Source organism: Spirosoma pomorum, assembly GCF_054776615.1.
The window spans coordinates 864579-885697 of record NZ_BAAHBP010000001.1; the positions used below are offsets into that span (position 1 = coordinate 864579).

A 21119-nucleotide genomic window follows, 5' to 3' on the forward strand; every position below is an offset into this window, starting at 1 on the left:
TGATGCGTAACGTAATATGAACCTAGTTAAGTAAAACGACATGAAGTATCTGAACCGCTGCCTGCTGCTGGCAGCTCTGTTGAGTACGGCACTAAGTCTACCCTACCTGGTTCAGGCGGCCCACGTTGGGACAAGACCCGCCTGGCAATCCGAACAGGACACCACCATCGTCAAAAAAGACACCGTGGCGGTAGTCCCCACCGTTCCAGACAGTGTGTTGAAAGAACGGTTGACCAAATTGCAGAAAACGATTCCGCTCAATTACCACAAAGCCGTTCAGGCTTACGTCGATTACTTTACGTTCCGCAAAGCGAGCACGACCAAAACCATGCTCGAACGAATGCCGCTTTTCTTCCCGCTGTACGAGCGCGTACTCGCCGAATACGAACTCCCCGATGAACTGAAGTATCTGTCCATTGTGGAGTCGGCGTTAAATCCGCGGGCGATTTCCCATGCGGGTGCTGGTGGTCTCTGGCAGATTATGCCGGGCACTGGACGCGACTTGAAACTGTATCAGGATGAGTTCGTCGACGAGCGAATGGACCCGGTTAAAGCGACCGTAGCAGCCTGCAAATACCTGCGCGATCTGTATAACATCTTTGGCGACTGGGAGCTGGCGATGGCCGCTTACAACTGCGGGCCAGGTGCCGTCAAGCGGGCTATGCGCCGGTCAGGAGGAGACTCGTTCTACACGATTTACGATGCGCTACCGAAAGAAACCCGTGGTTACGTGCCCCAGTTTGTGGCGTTTACGTACATGATGAATCACGCAAAGGATCACGGTATTTTTGGCGAGAACTTCGACGCTCCCATCCCAAGCGACACGATTCACGTAACGGGTTATTTCAATCTGGAGTCGTTTGCCAGACACAGTACCATGCCACTGGCCGACTTGCAAAAGATGAATCCGGCGATCACCACAACGATTTTACCGGAATCGACGCAACGCTATCCATTACGGGTTCCTCGTCAGCAATACGCGTATTTCAACAGTCGCCGACGCGCAATCATGGATTCATCCAGCCGGCTGCCTGTGGCAATGCCGCATATTTTGCTGGCCAGCGTTGAAAGTCTGCCAATAGCTCCTAATGCGGGTACTGAATGGGCCGATTTGAGTAGCAATCCACTGGCACGCATTAACATGACCGATACCCCGACTCAGGTTACGGACCAGCTGGCCATGCAGGCAGCGGAGGCAGAATCGGATGAGGAACCTACCGAAGTGGTGGTTACCCGTAAGCCCACCAAGCAAACCTATACGGTGCGCCGGGGAGACAACCTGACCGCTATTGCCGATCGGCACCATGTTGACCTGTATGATCTCAAACGTTGGAATCACTTGCGGTCCAACGCGCTGCGGCAGGGCCAAAAGCTGACGATCCTGAGAGAAGTGGCCGAGACAGCAACCGAACGGTTAGCTGACCAAGGTACCGCCAAAGCCCAGAAAAAGGCCGAAGTAGTCGCTAAAACCAAACGGTATAAACCACGTTATCATAAAGTACAAAGTGGCGATACGCTCTGGAACATCGTGCAGCGGTATGATGGTCTCACCATCGAACGGCTGAAAAAGATGAATCACATGCATACAAATCAACTCCGACCAGGACAGAAATTACAGGTTGGCTGATTCATTTAACAAGGGGAAAATCCACGGCTTACTGGTTGAACAAGTCGTGGATTTTTCGTATATTTACCTATCATAATCAACTCTAAATCAGAGGATTTAAAGCATAAATGATTGCTTACCTAGACGGAATACTCTCGTATAAAGAAGCCACGCAGGTTATCATTGACGTTCACGGCGTTGGCTATCTGGTTCATATATCATTACAAACTTACTCGACGCTACCCGGCGGGGGCGATCGGGTAAAATTGTTTATTCATCACCTCTTCCGCGAAGACTCACAAACCCTGTATGGCTTTGCGTCGGCAGATGAGAAGTCTCTTTTCCTGGACTTAATCGCTGTGTCAGGCGTTGGTCCCAACACAGCCCTGGGTATGCTCTCGGCTATGCAGCCCGGCGACTTGCGACTGGCCATTCTGGGTGAAAACGTCCGGGCCGTTCAGGCAATCAAGGGTATTGGCGCGAAAACGGCTCAGCGTATCATTCTCGAACTGCGCGATAAGATGAAGAAAGCGGGTGTCGTTCCCGATGGGCCAACGTACCGCCAGCAACCAGCAGCCAATCCAGTTCGGGAGGAATCACTGGCTGCACTTATGGCACTGGGTTTTCCAAAACCGACAGCGGAGAAAAGTGTGGACGATGCGCTCAAAGCCGACCCTGCTCTTGGCGTTGAGGAAGTTATCCGGCAGGTATTACGCGGAGCAGCCTAGTCGTCTGCCCGCCATCGGGCTGGCACGAATATCCACCCGATGGCGGGCAAACTTTTTCAATATGTTTACGTACGAAAATTCACGCGGAACACCGTCCAGCCGTCGGCTTCGGTCTGGAGGGAGAACGTAAAACCGTGATTCAGTAGAATTTCCCGGGTCAACGTCAGCCCGATGCCCTGTCCGGTTGGCTTGTTGCTGTAGAATGGATTGAATAACTGTTCTGCACTCGCAGCTGGAATGGGATGCCCATTATTACGAACGCTGAGTTGTTGATCGGAAACCTGAACAACAACCGACTGACCCGGTTCGCAGGCCTCCAGCGCATTCTTTATTACGTTCACCAGCACCTGTTCTAGCTGGCCCGCATCCAGCATAACCATAACATTCTCAGCTGGTACAAACGTTACCGTAACACCCTTTGCTTCGGCTTGCGGGCGCATAAGCTGTACAACGTTCTGCGCTAAATCAGCAACGTTGACGGATGATACATTAGGCGTTGGCAGCCGGACGACATCAGCGAACCGGCGCATGAACTGATTCAGCCGATCGTTTCGGTCAATGGCTACCCCTACCGCCCGTTTTAAGTCTGGTTCGTCAACTTCGGATTCTGTGATCGTCAGGATCGAGTTGATAGCGCCAATGGAATTATTCACTTCGTGGGCCATCATCCGGATCACTTTCCCATACGCCTTCTTCTCCGTTTCGACGATTTCGGCTGTTAGCTCTTCGATCAGCAGAAACTTCCGGATAAATCCCCGGTCCATAAACTGCCCCCGCAGCAGGCGGTATGTTTCCATCCCGTTCGTTTTCACCGTACGCGTTTCGCCAACGGGCAAGTTATTACCATTGAGTGAACTAAGCAGCGGATGATTCACCTCCGTTAATGTTCTGGTAAGCAGCGAATCGAGGGGGTGCTGAAGGAGTTGCAACGCTTTCGGATTTGCATCAGCGATCCGTTCGTCATAATCAAAGATCAGGATAGCGATGGGTACGGCTTCGATGAGTTTATCAAGAAAAAAACGCTGCTCAACCTGTTTAGTACGCTCTTGCCGCAGCTGATCAATCATTATGTTGTACACGTTGATCAGCGTATCGACTTCGTAATTACCAGTCGGCACGAATTTGACCGTAAAATCCTGGTCTTTGATCGCTTCAATGCCTGACTCAATAAACTCCGACGGCTCACGGAACGCCTGGTAAATCCGAATTGCCAAATAGACAGAGGTCAGAATCAGTAGCTCTGAAACAATAAACCATACCTTTTTTTCCAGCAATACCAGCCACGTGAGCATCACCAGCACGAGATGGACGGCGATGATATAAATCAGGTAGCTGATACGTAGCGGGAGTTTCATTCGTCGGCGGTGTAGGGAATACCAAATTTTTCCAGCCGCCGGTACAGCGCGAATCGTGTAATACCCAGGGCGCGTGCCACGGTTACCACGCGATTGTTATAAAAAGTCATCGCTCGCGTAATCATTTGATACTCCATCTCTTCCAGTGTCATAGTACCAACGGGTGGCAATGAGCCGGTGGCCTTGTGAGTGGGGTTCTGGCTTAAGTGGCGTTCAAAATCAGCGACGGTCAGCGTATCGCTGGCCGACAGCAGAACGGCCCGTTCGACCAGGTTTTTAAGCTGCCGGATGTTACCCGGTAATGTCAGGGTCCGGAGCCACTGGGTGGCCTGTTTATCGACGCGCAAATCCGGACGAACGTATAACGTTTTCAGGTTCCGGATAAAATAATCCACTAGCTGGGAAATATCGCCGGGGCGTTCCCGTAACGCAGGCAACCGTACCGTAATGAGGTTGATCCGGTAGAACAGATCCTCCCGGAATTCTCCCTTCATGACCATCTCCTCCAGATTCCGATTGGTCGCGCAGATAACCCGTACGTCCGCCGTTTTACTCTTGCTGCTGCCCAGCAGCTCAAACGTTCGGTCCTGCAACACCCGTAACAATTTCACCTGACTGGCCGGGTCCAGATCACCAATTTCGTCCAGAAAAATGCTGCCTTTGTTAGCCAGCTCAAATCGCCCGATCCGGTCGGCTTTTGCGTCCGTAAACGCCCCCCGTACGTGCCCAAACAGTTCACTCTCAAACAGCGTCGCCGAGATACCGCCCAGGTTGACCTTCACAAACGGCTGTCGGCTGCGCCGGCTATTCTGGTGAATGGCTTCCGCAATGAGTTCCTTACCCGTTCCGCTTTCTCCCGTAATCAGTACCGGCGCGTCGGTTGGTGCTACGCGGCCAATGGTGGTGAGCACATCGAGTAACTGCGGGTCTTCGCCCACGATATTCTCGAAGTGAAACTGCTCATCCAGCTTCCGGCGTCCTACCGATGCGGTTGCAGGCTGAGCCAGTTTCAGCGCTGTCCGAACCGCCTGGACGAGGTAATCATTCTGCCAGGGTTTGGTAATAAAATCCTTCGCGCCGGCTTTCATGCCTTCCACCGCCAGTTCGATGCTGCCCCAGCCCGTAATCAGGATAACCGGTACGTCGGGTAGCCGTTCCCGCAGTTGGCGTAACAGCCGCAGTCCATCATCGCCGGACGTATCGATGGAGAAGTTCATATCCAGAAGAATAACCTCCGGCGTTTCCTGGTCGAGTATTTCGCGCGTTTCAAAAGGACCATCCGCAACGCGCACAGCAAACCCCTCCCGCTTAAACAGCAGGGAAAGTGAGGTTTGAACCGCGATGTCGTCGTCAATAACAAGGAGCATGGAGTGTTGGAAAAAAGTTAACTACTCACTCCTCATGCAGTGCGACGGCAGGTTGAACCGTTGCGGCCTGACGACTGGGATAAAGTGCGCATAAGCTGACGAGCAGATAAACGATAAGCGTTGCGACTAACATGGCGGTCAAATAAACTGCTGGATCAAGATCAAAGACCTTTAACAGCGGAAACTGACCAGCCAGTAGCAGCCCAACCAGTAAGGCAAAGGTAGCCAGCACCCAGATTTCACCCACGAACTGCCAGGAAATTCCGCCTTCGGTGGCTCCTAACGCCCGGCGAAGACCAATTTCTCCCCGACGTTTGGCAATACTGACGTTCAAAACGCCGAACAACCCCAGCGCTACGTTGATGAGCAGAAAACCGCAGACGATACCGGCAATAATGATAGGGACCAGCGTAAAGTTGTGCTGATTCTGGCGTGAATTCACCAGGTAATCCACTTCCACACTCCACCCCTTCGCGGCCAACGTAATATCTCTCACCAGCCGAGCCTCAAAGACAGCGTCCGTCCCTGGTTTCACCTTCACCAGAATAAGATTATCCCAGTAGTTATCCGCTTTGATCAGATTAAACATGGCGGGTTTGTTTGACGTAAACTCTCCTTTCGCTTTGAAGTTGCCAACCACACCAATTACCTTTTTATCATCATCGATCTTCTTGCCCAATGGATTCTCATCACCAAAAAGAACTTCGCGCGCGCGCTGATTGATTACGACAGGGCGAAATTTTCCGACGCTATCGGCCGCCCGGTACCATCGCCCGTCCGTCACGGTAATGTCCAGAGTCTTTGCAAGGGCTTCATCCGTATTATACAAATCGGCCATAACAGTAGTCTTTCCACGCGTTATACCACTATTCATCTGGGAGGAAGAAAACGGAAAGTTGCTGCTCATTCGTGAAACGGATTCAACGTCGGGATACGATCGGAGCCGCTGCATGATTGTCTCCAGTTTCCGGGGGACCTCGGTTGTATCCTGGTTGTTATTCAGGCTCACAGCCCAAACCTGTTCGTATGAAAAACCCAGTGGTTCAACGTAATTTTTAACGTTGAAAATAATCAGCGACGCCAATCCAAACAAGACCAGGAACGACGCCAGAATTTCAATGATTAGTAGCGTATGGGCTCCCTTCTGGTTCCACATAAGCCGGGTAAGATGACGGAACATAATTAAAGAGTGAAAGTGTGAATGAGCGAAAGAGTGATTAAAAAAGTGAAACCGGCGAATCAGCACTGAGCGAAAGTATATATGCACAAATATTGACGGGTGATCAATTGATTACCGTCAGAACTATCGCTCTTTCACTCTTTCTGTCTTTCGCTCTTTAAGATTTTAGTGCCGTGACTATGTTGAGTTTGGCCATACGGAAGGCGGGTAATACGCCCGACAAAAAGCCAAACAGAAGGCAGACCAGTAAGCTGATAGCGAGCACATTGAGATTAATGGTCAGATCGGCGTAGGCAATCCAGCCGCTCTGGTTGATCAGGTAGATGATACCAATACTCAGAATCAAGGCGATAACGCCACCAATCAACGTAATGAAAACATTTTCGACAATGAACTGCCAGAGTAATGTACTGACGGGCGCCCCGAACGCTTTTCTGACACCGATTTCGGATGCCCGTTCGAGGATACGACTGACGTTCAGGTTGACCAGATTCAGGGCCGGGAGCCCCAGCAGCATAAAGATGATAAACCCAAGTACACTATAGAACAGCGTTCGAATGCCAGGTCCATTATTCAGGAGTTGATCAAGCCAGGATTCCGTATAAGGCAGCATCTTTACCTCGACTTTCCAAAACTTAAATCCGTTCTCAACGCCCGGTAAGGGTATGCGGTCGATGCGGCTCTGAAACTCTTCCTGAATTGCTTTTCGATCAGCTGCGTTTTTAGCCAGTACCACAGCCGTGAAAGTCCCCCGAGAGCCTGTATTCTGATAGTTGCTTTTGGGATTGGTATAAGGAAGATACAGATCGCCGTAGCTGTAGGTACGGGTGACCGGAACGCCCTGCACAACCCCAATCACGCGATAACGGACATTTTCTACATCAATGGTTTTACCAACGACGGATTCACTCGTTTTGCCAAAGTAGTAGTCTCTGATCTTATCGGTAATGACGACGACCGGGTCCCCGTTACGGATCATTTGTTCGTCATATGGTTTCCCCTCCAGAAAAGCAAAGTCCATTACCTGCCAGAATTCCGCATCGGTGTATTTAGGTGTTACCTTGATCTTTTGTGAGCCCGCATAGATGTCGGTACTACTGCCCAACGCAAACGAATTGATCGTTACCCGCTCGGGCAGGGTGAGCGTTCGGACCTGCTCATTTAGGAACTTGTAGCTCATTGGCCCCTGGCTTCGACCAGTACCACTTGAATCGAGCTGGACCATAAATTGTAAGTATAGCGACCTGTCGCGACGACTTTCCGGATAATGCGTTCCGAACAGATGATCAATGAATGAGGTCAGCACCATCAGCACCGTCAACGTCAGACTGATGCCGAAGAGCGTAATGAAGGTATAGAACGGATGCCGTAGCAATACCTTCCAGGCAATTTTTATATAGTTGATAAGCATAGTCTTTAAGGGAGAAAGGAGGAAAGGGAGGATGGAGAAAGGATTTGGAATATGAGTGAAAGGGAGTAGCTTTTCACCCGTCCCTCTTCCCTACGCCCCAATCCCTTTGCCCACCGTTAATACCGAGTCCCCTACCATCGTTCCGTCGAAAAGCCGGACGAGCCGGTGGGTTTTCTTAGCCATGGATTCGTCGTGGGTTACCATCACGATCGTACTCCCATCAGCGTTGAGTTGCTGGAGAATATTCATAATTTCGTTACCCATTGCGCTATCCAGGTTCCCCGTTGGTTCATCGGCCAGGATGATTTCAGGTCGTCCAACAATGGCCCGGGCAATGGCCACGCGTTGCTTCTGCCCGCCCGATAACTGGTTCGGGAAGTGTTTCATCCGGTTACTGAGCCCAACGCGCTCCAGCGCTTCGCGGGCCAGTTCCCGGCGCGACGCCCCGGTTGCGTCACCCTTGCGGTAGAGCAGTGGTATCTCTACGTTGTCCAGAACAGACAGATCGTTGATCAGGTGAAAGCTCTGGAAGATGAAGCCGATCTTCTGGTTTCGCAAATGAGCCAGCTCTTTATCGCGATACTGCGTCACAGCATGTCCGCCAATGACTACGCTGCCTTTGCTAGGGGCGTCCAGTAAGCCCATCAGGTTCATGAGTGTGGATTTACCACAACCACTTGGACCCATGATGGACAGGAATTCACCCGCTTTTACGTGCAGGTTGACATTGATCAGCGCCAGCGTCTCGATGGTGCTGGTACGGTACACTTTTTCGATGTTCGTTAATTGGATCATGGCTTTATAAAGGAGTAAAGGGAGGAGAGGGGGATGGAGGAGAGGAAATAAGGGAAGCAGATCAATGAATCAGGATTAGGCCTATGCGCAAGCAATCCATTCCCTCTTTCCTTCTCTCCCCCTTCCCCCTTTATTTAATCTTTTCATTGATTTCAAAATCATACAAGGTCAGTAAACGTAGTGTGTAAAACGCTTGCCAGTAATCGCGCAGAGCCAGGATAGCATCACGTCGGGCGCGGTCTTTGTCCTGAGTGGCGATTCCCAGATCCGTTACGCTCAAGTCACTAAGTTTAAAGCGGTCCTGGGCAATCTGATAACGTGCCTGCGCGATCTGATCGGCTTCGGCGGTAAGCTTCACCTGCTGCCGGAGCATCTGAATGAGCGTTACCTGCGTGTAAATTTCCTGTTCAAACGTCCGTTTCGACTGCTCCACCGTTTGTACGGCCAGTTGCTGATTAGCGCGGGCGGTTTCTGTACGGGCTTTGGTGCGTCCCCAACTCATAACGGGTAGCGCAAATTTGATCTCTACAAACTCGCGATCCTGCGGCCGGACGTACACATCCGTAGGCCGGGCACCGCGATTGGAAAGGCCAAACTCCGCGCTAAGCATAGCATTGAGGCCATTCTCTTTCCGGGCTTTGTCAACTTCACTATCCGCTTCGAGCAGTTTCCGCTGGAACGTAATGGCTGCGGATCGATTAGCAAACGCCTGTGTCAGCGCCAGATTAATGTCGACCGGAAAATCGCTCAGTTGCACGGGAACGACTAAGTCCAGCAATCGATTCTCGCGAGCATTCAGGTACGACCGGAGCTTAAGCGAAGCCACTTCGGCCGTCTGACGCGCCGATGCCAGATCTTTCTGCGCGTTCAGCACGCTAAGTTGCAGTTGTAGCAGATCGTTACGTGACACTTTTCCCAGCGCCAGTTTATGCTCCGCTATTTTGTAAAGGGTATCATTGTTAACCCGGTTCGTTTCGGCAATCTGCAGGTTCACCTGTGCCACCAGCAGTTCGAAATACAGACTCGTAGCGTCGAGCGCCACCTGCTCCATAGCTTCGATGTATTGCTGATTACTTTCGGCGTATTTCAACGGCTCAATTCGACGATCCCACTTCATCTGGTTGTACCGAAACAGCGGCTGGTTCAGCCCGATGGCAAACGGTATTCCGTTGTAGAGCACCGTTCTGTTCAGGAAGTTATCAAATCGCTGCAACTGCTGCTGGGCGTAGACAGATCCTCCCGTCAGCGGAATATTCTGACTCAGCGATAGATTCAACAGGGAATTGTTGTTCGACACGGGTTGAAACGCAATGGTCCCGTCGGGCTGCACCACCTCCACGAACGACCGCGTAAATCCCGGCAAGACACCGTCCAGACTCAGCTGCGGTTTGTAATCAGCCAGAAACGACCGGTATTTCCAATAACTCGTTTTTCGCAGCGTGGCCGCCTGTTTCCCCGCGATCGACTGCTCACGGGCTAGTTGAATCACTTCGTCCAGCGTTACCCGCTGTGCCCATGCCGGAGAGAGTAAGCTCACCCAAAGAACCAGCCCCCACCCGATTAGAACAAGACCATTTCGCGTTAGCGCTCCGACTTCACTCGTTCGCTCGTTCATTGGTTCGAAATTGTTAATTCGGTCAGATACTCATACCGGCTCAGGTCGGTTAGGATTACCCGCTCACCCGCCTGGACACCGCTTTTAATCTCCACCCAGTCGAAGTTCGACAAGCCAAGCTCCACTTCCCGCCGGACCGCCAAATTAGGTGCACTCATGACCCACACCGATTGTTTCCGTTTCCCTTTAAAGGCCGGCCCGTTCGCTATCCGAACCGCCTGGCTGCTGCGCTTCGTCACGATAAACACCTCGACTTTCTGGTTGGGACGTAACGACGCATGCCGGTTGTCATTCAGTGATACGGCAAACTGAACGACGCCATTCTGCACGGCAGGTTTGATCTGGGTAATCTGCCCCCGTAACGGCGTCTCGTTTACTCTGACAATGACCGGCAGCCCCATTTTCACCTGTTCGGCGTACACGTCTGAACAGGATGCCTCAATTCGGAAACTACCCAGATCGGCCAGGCGGGCCAGCATCTCCCCTTCGTTCACCGCCGAACCGATACGTTCGTTTACCCAGGTCAGCACCCCTGCCCGATCGGTCAGGATATCCGCCTGTCGGAGTTTTTGAGCCAATACTTTCAGGTTAGTGGCTTCGATCTGTGCCTGGATCTGCGATTCTTTCAGGCTTGCCCCCATCGACTCTCGATTGTAGCTCAGATCGTTTTCGAGCTGTTTTTTTTCCAACTGGGCGATGCGTAGTGCATTCTCCGCGCGGGTTACGTCTTCGGGTGTTTGACCACCTACTTTCAGCAGCCGCCGGGCGTCTTCCAGCTCGGCTTTTAGTTTATTGATGTTGAGTGATTTGATCTGATCGTTGACATCGGCATCGTACAGATTCTTATTCAGCTTCATCCGGAGCTGATCAATACCGTTCTGTTTCAGCGCGAGCTGATCCTGAATTTTCTCGTATTCAATCTGCGTGAATGATTTGTCAAGCTCCAGGATGGGTTGCCCCGGCCGAACACGGGTACCGGGCGTGAGCAGCACCCGCTTGATGCTGGCGCGGATAGGACTGGTGATGATCTGTTCAAAGGCGGGGATGACTTCACCGGTGGCATTCAGCGTATTTTCAACCGGGCCAACCTGCGCAACGGCGGTTCTAATCTCACCGGCGTTGACAGACGTTTTCAGTAACGATTGCAGCCCTGCAACGATAGCAACCAGCCCACCCACGAGTGCTAGGCCAATAAGCCAGCCGTTTCGGCGCTTTCGGGTGACAAGTTCGGGGGCTAATTCGCGGTCCATAGATAGGTAAGGTAGTTTACCTACTATATGCCAAATGCCGTACCAACGATCAACTTACTACTAGTCAATCAGTTAACATAAAACTAGTAGTCGCAGCGGGTGCGATTTCGCAAAAGGTGTGCGGAATCGCACAATTACCGGTGAAGCTTCTAGTGCGCAACTCATTTATTCGTCAGTTTATTCGCTTTCAGTTCGACAATAACACGAAATAAAACTAAATATCCCTCATTACCGAGCCAATCATTTATGTGTATATTTCGCCTTTCTCTATCTATTTTTCATCTAGTCAACTTTCGTTTATGACCAATCTCTACTTGGTTGCCAGCCGGCATTTTTACCTGGTTTGGTTGCTCTGTCTCTCTCTCGTTGCTTCGTCAAATGCCCTTGCCCAAAGCCCCCCCTACACGTTGAAAGGCCGGGTGACCGATAATACAGGTGCCGGATTGCCGGGTGTTACGGTTCAACTAACTGGCACGACCAACGGCACGGCGTCGGACGCGAACGGTGCTTATCAGGTCAACGTAACCCAGCGTCCCGGCCAATACGTACTTACTTTCTCGGCAGTCGGCTACGGTTCTGTCAAAAAGGAGATTACGCTGGCAAATGCCCAGACAATCACGACCGACGCGACACTGGGCGAGGATGTCGCGAACCTGGACGAAGTTGTGGTTGTTGGCTCGACCATCCAGACAACCCGGCGCGAGCTGGGCAACACCATCAACACCATCCGGGCCGAAAACCTGGTGCAGTCGGGATCGGGCGGGCTGCTCAACTCGCTACAAGGAAAAGTACCAGGTGCGCAAATCACGCAAAACTCCGGCGACCCGGCGGGAGGAATCACCGTTCGGCTGCGGGGTGTCAAATCACTGGGCGGTCCATCCGATCCATTATACGTGGTTGACGGTGTTATTGTGAGCAACACCAGCCAGAACGTATCGCAACTGGCCGTCGGCGATCAGATTGGGGGCGCTAATCCCGGTACCAACCGTCTGGCCGACATCAACCCGAATGATATTGCGACGATTAACGTCATTAACGGAGCGGCTGCGGCCGCGCAATACGGGTCACGCGCCATCAACGGGGTTGTCCTGATTACGACCAAACGCGGACAGACAGGCGCTCCCCGCGTTACGCTAACCACGAGTGTCAATGTCAATGAGCTTCGGAAAGGCGTTCCGATCACGACTTACGGCAAGCAGTTTGGCTACGCCAGTCTACGTTTGCATCCCATTGCGGCCTTAACCGATCAACAGCTCACTACTTACTCACCCCAGCCCGGTGAAACGTTCGTTCGGCTTTTACGGGATGGTGCTTACGGGTCAATACGCACCAATCTGGTTGACGTAACCCGTTACAACTATTTCGACCAGATTTTCCGGACGGGCATCGGTACTGACAACAACCTATCGGTGTCGGGTGGCCGCGACAACACGCAGTATTACGTATCGTTTGGCTATCTTAAGAACGAGGGTATTATCAAAGGCACCGATTTCCGGCGCTACAACCTCCGCGCTCGTGTCGATCAACGGCTCACGAACTGGGCCAAGCTCTCGGTAGGGCTGAGCTACATCAACAGCTTCTCTAATGAGAAAGCCAACGGGAACGTATTCTACAGCCCGATCAACGCGGTTAACATCACCAACAACATCTACGACATCACTCAACGCGATGCCGCCGGGAACCTGCTGGCCGTCGAACCAACCCGCGTCAACCCACTCTCGACCATCGAGGATATGAAGTTTACGCAGGCCGTTAGCCGAACCATCAACGACGTACAGCTTAACCTAACTCCCTTACCGGGTTTGAGTGTCGACGCCGTTGTTGGGGTGGATTCCTATTCGCAATTAGGCAATAGCTACATCCGGCCCTATCCCTACCAGGCTACGGCTGGTCTGCCACTCGAACGATACCCCAACGGTTATGCCGCTACGGCCACGAACTCGGTATTACAGTTCAACTCCGATATCAACGCGACGTATCAGCGTGACCTGACTTCGGCGCTGAACCTGAAAGTGATCGCTGGTTTTAATTACCAGTACAACCAGCAGGATTTCAGCCAGCAGAATGGTCAGAACCTGGCCCCCTTCGTCGAAACGGTAAGTGGTGCCGCCAGCACGACCGTTCGGGCGGGTTACGGTCTGAATCGCTACAACCTGAGCGGGGTGTTCGGACAGGCGACGCTGGGCTTCCGCAACCTGGCCTTCCTGACGGGCGCCCTGCGACAGGACCGCTCGACGCTGTTCTCCCCGTCGGAAACAAACCAGCTGTACCCGAAAGTGAGCGGCTCTGTAGTCGTATCGGATCTGGGTTTCTGGAAGAATTCGGGAATTAGCAGCACCTGGAACAGTTTGAAATTACGGGCCTCGTACGGCGACGCAGGTGGTCTGACGGCCATTGGTCCCACTGATCGGTTCTACCAGTATAATCCGGTTCCCTTCCTGGGTAAGAACACGATCCTGCCCAGCTCAACGCTGTCAAACCCAGCCGTTCGTCCCGAGCGTATGACCGAACTGGAAGGCGGTGCTGATCTGTCACTGTTCGGTGATAAAGTCAATCTGAGCGTTACGGCCTATCGCCAGCGCATCCGCGACTTAACGGTACGTCGCACCCTGGCGGCATCGACGGGTGGCACAGAACTAGTGACAAACGTGGGCGAAATGGAGAATAAAGGCGTTGAAATCATGCTCGACCTGGTTCCCGTTCGCACCAAAAATTTCAACTGGGACCTGACGTTCATCTACAACCAAAACCGGAACAAGCTTCTGGCCCTGACCTCACCCCGTATTGAGCAAGCTAACGTAACGGGTGCCCCCGTATTCCAGATTGTGGGCCAGCCTGCCAGCGTATTTTTCGGTACGGCCTACGCTCGCAATGCCGACGGCTCGTTGCTGCTGACAGCGCAGGGGCTGCCGCAGCAGGAAAAAGGTGCGATCTACACAGCAACAGCAACGAAACCTGTAGAGCAGGTTCTGACCGAAGCCGGCGTAAATCTCAACAACCTGCCGGCCGGCTCGTACCAACTGGCCGGTACCTATTACATTCCGCAGCGTGACGCCAGCGGTCAGCCGACGGGTACCCTGCTGCGCAAGGTGATTGGTAATCCAAACCCCAAATGGACCGGCTCGATCAGTAGCGGCCTTACCTACAAAGCGGTATCGTTACGTTTCCTGGTTGATTTTGTGCAGGGCGTCGATGTGTTCAATGCTGACAAACGTACCCGGCAAGGCGTAGGAATTGGCGACTTTGCGGAAAAAGAAATGAAAGGTGAATTACAACGGGGGTATATCTATTCTATCTATCCCATTGAGGAATGGCGGATCGATAACGGTTCGTTCGTAAAACTCCGCGAAATATCGCTGTCGTACCAGGTCCCCAACTTTGTCAAAGGACTGAGCAACCTGCGCGTATCGGCCATCGGCCGGAACCTGATTTCATGGGATAAGTACAACGGCTTTGATCCCGAAACGAACGCGGGCGGCAACTCGGATTTACTGCGGGGAATTGATTTCGGAAACGTTCCTATTCCACGCACGTATCAACTGCAACTGACGGCTTCTTTCTAACGACTCAAAACACGATACGTAGCTCAACTTAACAGGCCTGTATCGTTCGTCCACTGACATCATGAAAAAAATCATCCTTTATAGTGCGCTACTGGCCTCACTCATGGGGCTGAATGCCTGCCAGGAACAATACCTGAACCCGAGCGTCGCCACCGAGCAGCAGGTTATCAATTCAACCGACGGGCTGATTACCCTCATCAATGGTTTACAGTACCGCTACACCGCCACCCGTGTCGGTGTGCTATATAACGCCGTCGCAGCTGGTGGCATAGCGGCCCGCGAGCTGCGGGTACTGAACGAGGGAAACACCGACGAAAGGAATCTGGAATTGGGATTCGGTAACGTAACGGGCAGTAATGCCGTCGTTCGGAATCTCTGGTCAACCAGCCAGATCGTTCGGGCCAATGCCGACATCGTATTACAAAACGCGGATCGGGTGGTTACGAACGCCAACGTAAAAAGCGGGATTGTGGCCTACGCGTCCATTTTTAAAGCGCTGTCGCTGGGCACCCTGGCTCAGTTCTTTGAGCAGACGCCCGTCACCACTGGCACCAATGCACCGTTCGTGACGCGAACGCAGGCATTGAGCGTAGCCGTACAGCAACTCGAAGCAGCGGCCACGACAGTCAGTTCAGCCAGTGTCTCAACCGACCTGACCACAAACCGACTGGTACCGGGCATCAACATTCCGAATACCATTCAGGCACTCATTGCCCGGTATAGCCTGCTGGCGGGAGATTATGATAAAGCCATCGCGGCCGCTGGCCGGGTGGATCTGACGCAGCGTTCGTTTTTCTCGTTCGACGACAATACGCGTAATCCGATCTTCGAAACGGCGTTTAGCAATGTCAACGTTTTCGCGCCCATCAATACGTCGCTGGGGCTTTTGGGTTCACTTGCGCCAAACTCCGCCGACAAGCGACTGGCGTTTTACATCCGCTCGAACCCGACGTCTTCGCAGAACCTGGGCACCGGTTTTTACACCGCTAACTCAGCGCCCATTCCGGTGTATCTGCCCGGCGAAATGCTCCTGATTCGGGCCGAAGCCTACGCCCGTAAAGGCGACGTAGCGAACGCAATAACCGAATTGAATAAGGTACTGACGAAAACAACCGACGCCTGGGGATTAGGCGCAGGATTACCAGCCTACAGTGGTGCGCAAACGGCCGATGCGGTCCTGACGGAAATCTATCGCAACCGGGCGATCGAGCTGGCGTTCCAGGGTTTCCGCCTGGACGATAGTCGACGCTTCAACCGCCCTGGCCCAGGTACGCAGCCCAGTTCGGCTGCCGAACGGACGCGTAACTTTCTGCCTTATCCGTTCACCGAACGCGACAATAACACAAGTACGCCAGCAGATCCGGCAAACTAAAGAGTGAAAGAATGAACGAGTGAAAGAGCGTCTTGGGAGCTGCGTCAGCCTTTTCGCTCTTTCATTCATTCTTTCGCTCTTTGGATTTGCTCTTTAAACAAGAGCCACTTCCCTATCTAATCCACAAGTTTCCATAAATTCATTCGTGAACACAGTACGGGTGGGGGCATCAAGCAGACGGTTCCGGGCGGCAATCCAGGCGTCGACGTTGGCGTCGGTGTACATTTTTCGGACGCGGTCGGCGTCGATGCCGAAATTTATTTTGCCCCAGTGCATCGTGAAGGGAATTCCCAACTCATCGAGTCGATTCCAGACCCGCACGAAAAATTCACTTGTTGGTTTGCAGTCTACGCCGTCCAGTTCCAGCACACAGGTTACCGGAAACTTAGTAAAGCCTAACGTAGCGGAGGTTATTTTTACCCAGCGCATCGCCAGAATACCCGGAAAAGCTTTCTTCTTATTGAGCGCCACAACCTCTTCCAATACGCGTGGACTGTCTTTTGCATCGATGCCGATGGCCGCGCTGGCGGCTTTACCCCGAATGCTTGTACTCCCGAAAAAGTCTTTTATCGTACCAACCCATCCGTTCGTGTGTTCGATGGCCTGCGGGTAAAGCACGTTGACCAGCGGGGGAATAAGTTGTTTGGGTACCATCCGATCGAGCAGCGTCTGAATCAGTCCCATCGTATCGTCGCCGTAGGTAAATCCGGGTTTGGTGGGTGGTATACTACCGGATGGCTTGGTTAGGTGTTTGTACAACACCCGGACATATGGACCTTTTGTCCCCTCCTCCCCCGTCAGATCCAGCTGGTGCGGATTGAAAATAAGCTGAAAATGATAGGGCTCAGCGCCGGGCTTAGGGGGTGGCATAGCCAGCGTTTTGGCCAGTTCCGAGAAATCGCAGTCGGTCATGGCTTTTTTCAGTCCCGTGTCATACGCAATACTCGTTTTGCTGTACGACTTGAGCCAGAACATATCGACTACCTCCAGCATGATGCCATGAATAAATCCGAATGACCCAAAACTAACCACGGCCGCATTGAATACGTCATCATCACGGATCACTTCCGTTACGTCCAATGTATCTAAAAACGCCTGTCCCGCTACAGGGTACGACGCCCGTTCCAGCCAGACATGCCGGTCAGGGCCGCAAACGAGGTGCAGACCAACGATGGTATCATGGACGGCTCCGAAATCAAACGCTCCGCCGTGGGTTCCCGTCGATGTGGCGCCCGCAATCGTCTGCCCGTTGCTCCCTCCCGACGCCCGTACCGATCTGTTACGTGCATCTAGCAGCTGCTCCAGAATATGAATTGTGGTGCCACATTCCGTAAAAAACAGGTTGTCGGCTAATTTGCCCGCGGCCAGATAAGCCGGCGCGACTGAACTGCTCCGCACGGCGAATGTTTGCATTAAGGCATTCGTGTCGACAATCCCCCCATTCGTAACGCCGACTTTGGCAAACGACCAGTTTTTGCCGATGGCCCGCAGGCGGATATTGTTGTCGATGGCGTGTTTGATCAGCCACTGGAAATTGGCCGTCGTCTGTCGGTACTCCGATTTACTGTCCGGCATCCCACCGGGAATGCTCAGTTTAAACGATGCATTCGGCGTGAGCGCCTGCGTAAAATTTTCGTGGCGATTCGTCAGACTATTGATCGCCAGCGGTTGAAGTCCGTTCGGGAAGCCCATAGTGGAGAGAAAATGAGTTGGTGAGATCAGATAGAGCCAGGTTGAGGAACGTAAGGAGCGCAGCACCAGCGCACACGCCGTTTGTTGACGATTCCTAACGTAACGGTCGTCAGCAGGTAATGCCCAAAGGTCGTTTTGACCGTCACACCGTTGAGGTGATTGAAACGGTCGTCGCAGGGCGGTTTGATGTCGTCGGGTTGCTTGAGTCCCCAGAAGTACGCCGTTACGAATGTCTCAGTGTAAGGAACATTATCGGGGTCTGGGCAGTCGGGCAATGTAGCAATACGGGTCGTTACGCAACTAGACAATGTCAGGCCAAGGACGCATAAAAAAAGGCTCGCGTATCCGAAAGGGATACGAACGAGCCAACTGGCAGATCGGGGAGAGTGCATGGCGAAAGTAGTTTGAGATTTACCTGCAGAGAAGTTATAAATCTCAAACCATAGCCAAGTCAACTCACTGATCGAACGGTAAATGCGACTATCGAAAGGACGAAAGAAATAAGCGTACTCCCCTTTTCTCCTTCCGCTATTCCTCTCCTCTTTTCACCACCTCTCCCGTTCTCGTCGATTCATAAATTGCCTGGAAGAGCGCGACGACGTTACGGCCATCCTCGCCGGTAACCAGCGGAGGGCGGTTTTCACGAATGGCGTCTCGGAAGTCGGCAATTTGCAGTCCGAAGAAATAGGACGTAGCGTCGATCTGGTTAAAGAAGTCGGTATCCTCGGCCACGAACTGCGCCAGCTGATTTTCTTCGCCTGGGATGGTCCAAAGGTCATTTACTGGTGGCTCGGCTATACTTGACCGCCCGGCGATAAACATTGCACCACCGTCGGTTTGTACGCCTACCGATGCGCCGTTCTGTCCGTGAACGTGCACTTTACCGAAGATTCCCGGCTTTTGTGAATTACTGACAACGATATTACCTAAACCTCCATTCTTGAATTTTACGATAGCCAGCGCCGTGTCGTCTACTTCGATGTACGGATGATTAACGTTCCGCCAGACGCCATAGACTTCCTCTACCTCGCCCATGTACCACAGCAGCAGGTCAAGCTGATGCGGAGCCTGGTTGACCAGGACACCCCCACCCTCGCCCGACCACGTACCGCGCCAGGGGTCACTCTGGTAATACGCTTCATCACGCCAGCCGTACATCTGCACGACGCCCAACGCGGGCGCGCCCAGTTTACCCGTGTCAATGGCCTCCCGGATACGTTGGCAGGGTGCGTAAAACCGGCGCTGACTGATTACCCCCAACTGACGATTACTACGTTTGGCGGCAGCCAGCATTGCATCGCAGTCGTCCAGTGAGGATGCTAGTGGTTTTTCGACCAGCACATGCGAACCGGCATCCAGCGCAGCCACCGTCGGATCGCAGTGGGCCGGGTGCGGGGTACAGACAAGGCACAGGTCTACCCGCTCGCGACTCACCATTTCAGCGACGTCGTTATACGCTGGAATAGCATATACCTGCGCGAAAGCAGCCGTTTTTTCCGGGTTTCGGCCATAAACAGCTACGAGTTCAGTACCGGGCGTTTGCAACACACCTTTTGCGTGAAGGTGAGCAACTTTACCAGGACCAATAATGGCAATTCGGAGGGGATGGGGCATTATAAAATTAATTTCGTCAGAAAGTGCTCAACGTTACCGGGGATGATAAGCAGAAATAAAGCGCACCATACTTAGTCAGTAAGTAAGCCTTCGTTTGATTTTGCGTACTCACTAATTCCTTCTGCCGGGTTAACACGACAACCAACTACTGAAAACGGTTCATTCGTTCGTTGTACCGATCAAGTAGGTCATCATCTACATCTCCAGTCTGCTGTAGGTCGAACCGGAGAAAATCAGCTCGGTCAGCGCCTTCGATCATTCCTTCAAATTTCAGTTCTTCATCTACCCAGTCTGCCGTTTTACGTAGTGTCACAGCCTGAGCCAGAACGGCCTGCACAATGGCAGTTGTTCGCTCCACACTTTGTGTCGTTAGCAGTAGCGTTCTCAGCGATCTGGTATAGTTTGAGCAGTCAAATTCCAGACTTGGCAACTCAGCATTTTCCCACTGTTGAGCCAGCGTTTGAACCGTTTCTCTATAAGGGGCTTGTTCCAGATCGTCAGGTCGTATGCGTAAATTCACAGGTAAAGTAAAGGTTGCGGGGGAAAATAATTCTTCGGAAAAGTATTTCCCTAAAACTCAATTAGTCAGGTTTATTGTTTGTGGCCTATCAACATTTGTAGGCAGACTTCTCAACAAAATACGCTTCTCCTTTTCCCGTGCAATTAAATAGAATTGCTTTCCAACGTAATGTATCCAATGCGGGTCTTCTGGGTAAAAATCGCTGGCAACCATGACCCGTTTCTTACTGCTGCTTACTTTCCTCCTAGCTGGAAGCTGTCATCGATCTGTCGATCCGGGCGATCCCTTATATCGAACCTGGCGTTGGTCGCAGCTACGCCTTGGCGACGGACGACTAATTGACCTAACCAGGGATGACAGATCTATCATAACCTTCCGTCCGAATGGTACTATTCTGTACGGAGCCAATGGTCGATACCAAGCTTGTTGTGCGCCGAATCGTTTCCACCGACAAACGGACACACTGAACTTTTTGCAGGTTGGCAACATACCAGTTCCGCCCGTCGACTATAATGAATTCTGTAGTCGGGTAGATTGCCTGCCTTTCGAAGCATCCTGGACTATCAAGGTCCTGAACACTGATACACTAGTATTACAAACGGGACAAGGTGAACGAATATGTATCCCCTATCTGTAACATGAAACACATTCTCGCATTCGTCATCCTGCTGTTCGTGTGCATCGCCTGCCAGAAGGACAGCAGTGTTGGTCCCATAAACTTACTATTTCAGCGCTGGCAATTGCTCCAAAGCAAACGTATCGGCGATACAGCGTGGATAGTGCATGATATGGATGGAGTTTACGATACCGAATACCGCCAGGACGGTACATTGATTTACAGACGAGACGGCGTTGTACTACCCCCGCAGTGCTGTGCACCTACCCATTTTAGCGGCAAAGGCAAAGAAATCGTCTACACAACTGTGACCAGTTGCCCGTATGCGCTCTGCGCAGGTACCGTCTCGCCCGCTGCTATTCAGAAACTGACCCCTGACCTACTGGAGTTGAATGACGGCACGTACATTAGACAGTATCGATCCGTTCAGTGACT

Annotated in this window: 17 protein-coding genes; 6 read left to right on the forward strand and 11 right to left on the reverse strand. The window is 52.3% G+C overall.

Translation table 11 applies throughout. From position 1 onward, the window contains the following. The first annotated feature begins 40 nt into the window (after positions 1–40). Positions 41–1627 (forward strand): lytic transglycosylase domain-containing protein, encoded by a 1587-nt coding sequence (locus tag ACYVAD_RS03630; protein ID WP_461138092.1) that lies wholly within the window; start codon positions 41–43, stop codon positions 1625–1627. Positions 1628–1734: 107 nt separating this feature from the next. Continuing rightward, positions 1735–2334 carry a Holliday junction branch migration protein RuvA gene (gene ruvA / locus ACYVAD_RS03635; RefSeq protein ID WP_461138093.1) on the forward strand — a complete coding sequence of 200 codons (600 nt, stop codon included), beginning with the start codon at positions 1735–1737 and terminating at the stop codon, positions 2332–2334. A 65-nt stretch (positions 2335–2399) separates the two neighbouring features. Here the strand turns inward: ruvA and ACYVAD_RS03640 are convergent, their stop codons facing one another. The 7 genes from ACYVAD_RS03640 to ACYVAD_RS03670 form a co-directional block, all read right to left on the reverse strand. Further along, positions 2400–3689, reverse strand: a complete 1290-nt coding sequence (locus tag ACYVAD_RS03640) for a sensor histidine kinase (RefSeq protein ID WP_461138094.1) — start codon at positions 3687–3689, stop codon at positions 2400–2402. Beyond that, the gene (locus tag ACYVAD_RS03645) at positions 3686–5056 is read right to left on the reverse strand and encodes a sigma-54-dependent transcriptional regulator (RefSeq protein WP_461138095.1); all 1371 of its coding nucleotides are present in this window, start codon (positions 5054–5056) and stop codon (positions 3686–3688) included. The genes ACYVAD_RS03640 and ACYVAD_RS03645 overlap by 4 nt, the downstream gene beginning before the upstream one ends. Positions 5057–5081: 25 nt before the next feature. Further along, complete coding sequence (locus ACYVAD_RS03650) at positions 5082–6236, reverse strand: ABC transporter permease (RefSeq protein ID WP_461138096.1); 1155 nt, start codon at positions 6234–6236, stop codon at positions 5082–5084. A 157-nt stretch (positions 6237–6393) separates the two neighbouring features. After that, a complete protein-coding gene (locus tag ACYVAD_RS03655; RefSeq protein WP_461138097.1) occupies positions 6394–7647 on the reverse strand; it encodes an ABC transporter permease in 1254 nt (417 codons plus the stop codon). Positions 7648–7737: 90 nt separating this feature from the next. Further along, positions 7738–8442: an ABC transporter ATP-binding protein gene (locus ACYVAD_RS03660; RefSeq protein ID WP_461138098.1), complete on the reverse strand. Its 705-nt coding sequence runs from the start codon at positions 8440–8442 to the stop codon at positions 7738–7740. 130 nt (positions 8443–8572) lie between these two features. Next, the gene (locus ACYVAD_RS03665; protein WP_461138099.1) at positions 8573–10057 is read right to left on the reverse strand and encodes a TolC family protein; all 1485 of its coding nucleotides are present in this window, start codon (positions 10055–10057) and stop codon (positions 8573–8575) included. Further along, positions 10054–11307: an efflux RND transporter periplasmic adaptor subunit gene (locus ACYVAD_RS03670; RefSeq protein WP_461138100.1), complete on the reverse strand. Its 1254-nt coding sequence runs from the start codon at positions 11305–11307 to the stop codon at positions 10054–10056. The genes ACYVAD_RS03665 and ACYVAD_RS03670 overlap by 4 nt, the downstream gene beginning before the upstream one ends. Positions 11308–11606: 299 nt before the next feature. Here ACYVAD_RS03670 and ACYVAD_RS03675 point away from each other — a divergent pair, with 299 nt between their 5' ends. Together ACYVAD_RS03675 and ACYVAD_RS03680 are read left to right on the forward strand one after the other, a co-directional pair. Further along, positions 11607–14870, forward strand: coding sequence for a SusC/RagA family TonB-linked outer membrane protein (locus tag ACYVAD_RS03675; RefSeq protein ID WP_461138101.1), 3264 nt, complete (start codon positions 11607–11609; stop codon positions 14868–14870). A gap of 61 nt (positions 14871–14931) precedes the next feature. After that, positions 14932–16242, forward strand: coding sequence for a RagB/SusD family nutrient uptake outer membrane protein (locus tag ACYVAD_RS03680; protein WP_461138102.1), 1311 nt, complete (start codon positions 14932–14934; stop codon positions 16240–16242). 93 nt (positions 16243–16335) lie between these two features. Here ACYVAD_RS03680 and ACYVAD_RS03685 read toward each other — a convergent pair whose 3' ends face one another. From ACYVAD_RS03685 to ACYVAD_RS03700, 4 genes are all read right to left on the reverse strand, one after another. After that, positions 16336–17934, reverse strand: a complete 1599-nt coding sequence (locus ACYVAD_RS03685) for an FAD-binding protein (protein ID WP_461138103.1) — start codon at positions 17932–17934, stop codon at positions 16336–16338. Positions 17935–17960: 26 nt separating this feature from the next. After that, positions 17961–18326 (reverse strand): hypothetical protein, encoded by a 366-nt coding sequence (locus tag ACYVAD_RS03690; RefSeq protein ID WP_461138104.1) that lies wholly within the window; start codon positions 18324–18326, stop codon positions 17961–17963. A 136-nt stretch (positions 18327–18462) separates the two neighbouring features. After that, a complete protein-coding gene (locus ACYVAD_RS03695) occupies positions 18463–19548 on the reverse strand; it encodes a Gfo/Idh/MocA family protein (RefSeq protein WP_461138105.1) in 1086 nt (361 codons plus the stop codon). Between the two features lie 145 nt (positions 19549–19693). Further along, positions 19694–20068 (reverse strand): hypothetical protein, encoded by a 375-nt coding sequence (locus ACYVAD_RS03700; RefSeq protein WP_461138106.1) that lies wholly within the window; start codon positions 20066–20068, stop codon positions 19694–19696. 211 nt (positions 20069–20279) lie between these two features. On the opposite strand from ACYVAD_RS03700, the gene ACYVAD_RS03705 reads away from it, so the two are divergent. Then, the gene (locus tag ACYVAD_RS03705) at positions 20280–20705 is read left to right on the forward strand and encodes a hypothetical protein (RefSeq protein WP_461138107.1); all 426 of its coding nucleotides are present in this window, start codon (positions 20280–20282) and stop codon (positions 20703–20705) included. Position 20706: 1 nt separating this feature from the next. After that, positions 20707–21117 carry a hypothetical protein gene (locus ACYVAD_RS03710; protein WP_461138108.1) on the forward strand — a complete coding sequence of 137 codons (411 nt, stop codon included), beginning with the start codon at positions 20707–20709 and terminating at the stop codon, positions 21115–21117. Positions 21118–21119: the final 2 nt, after the last annotated feature.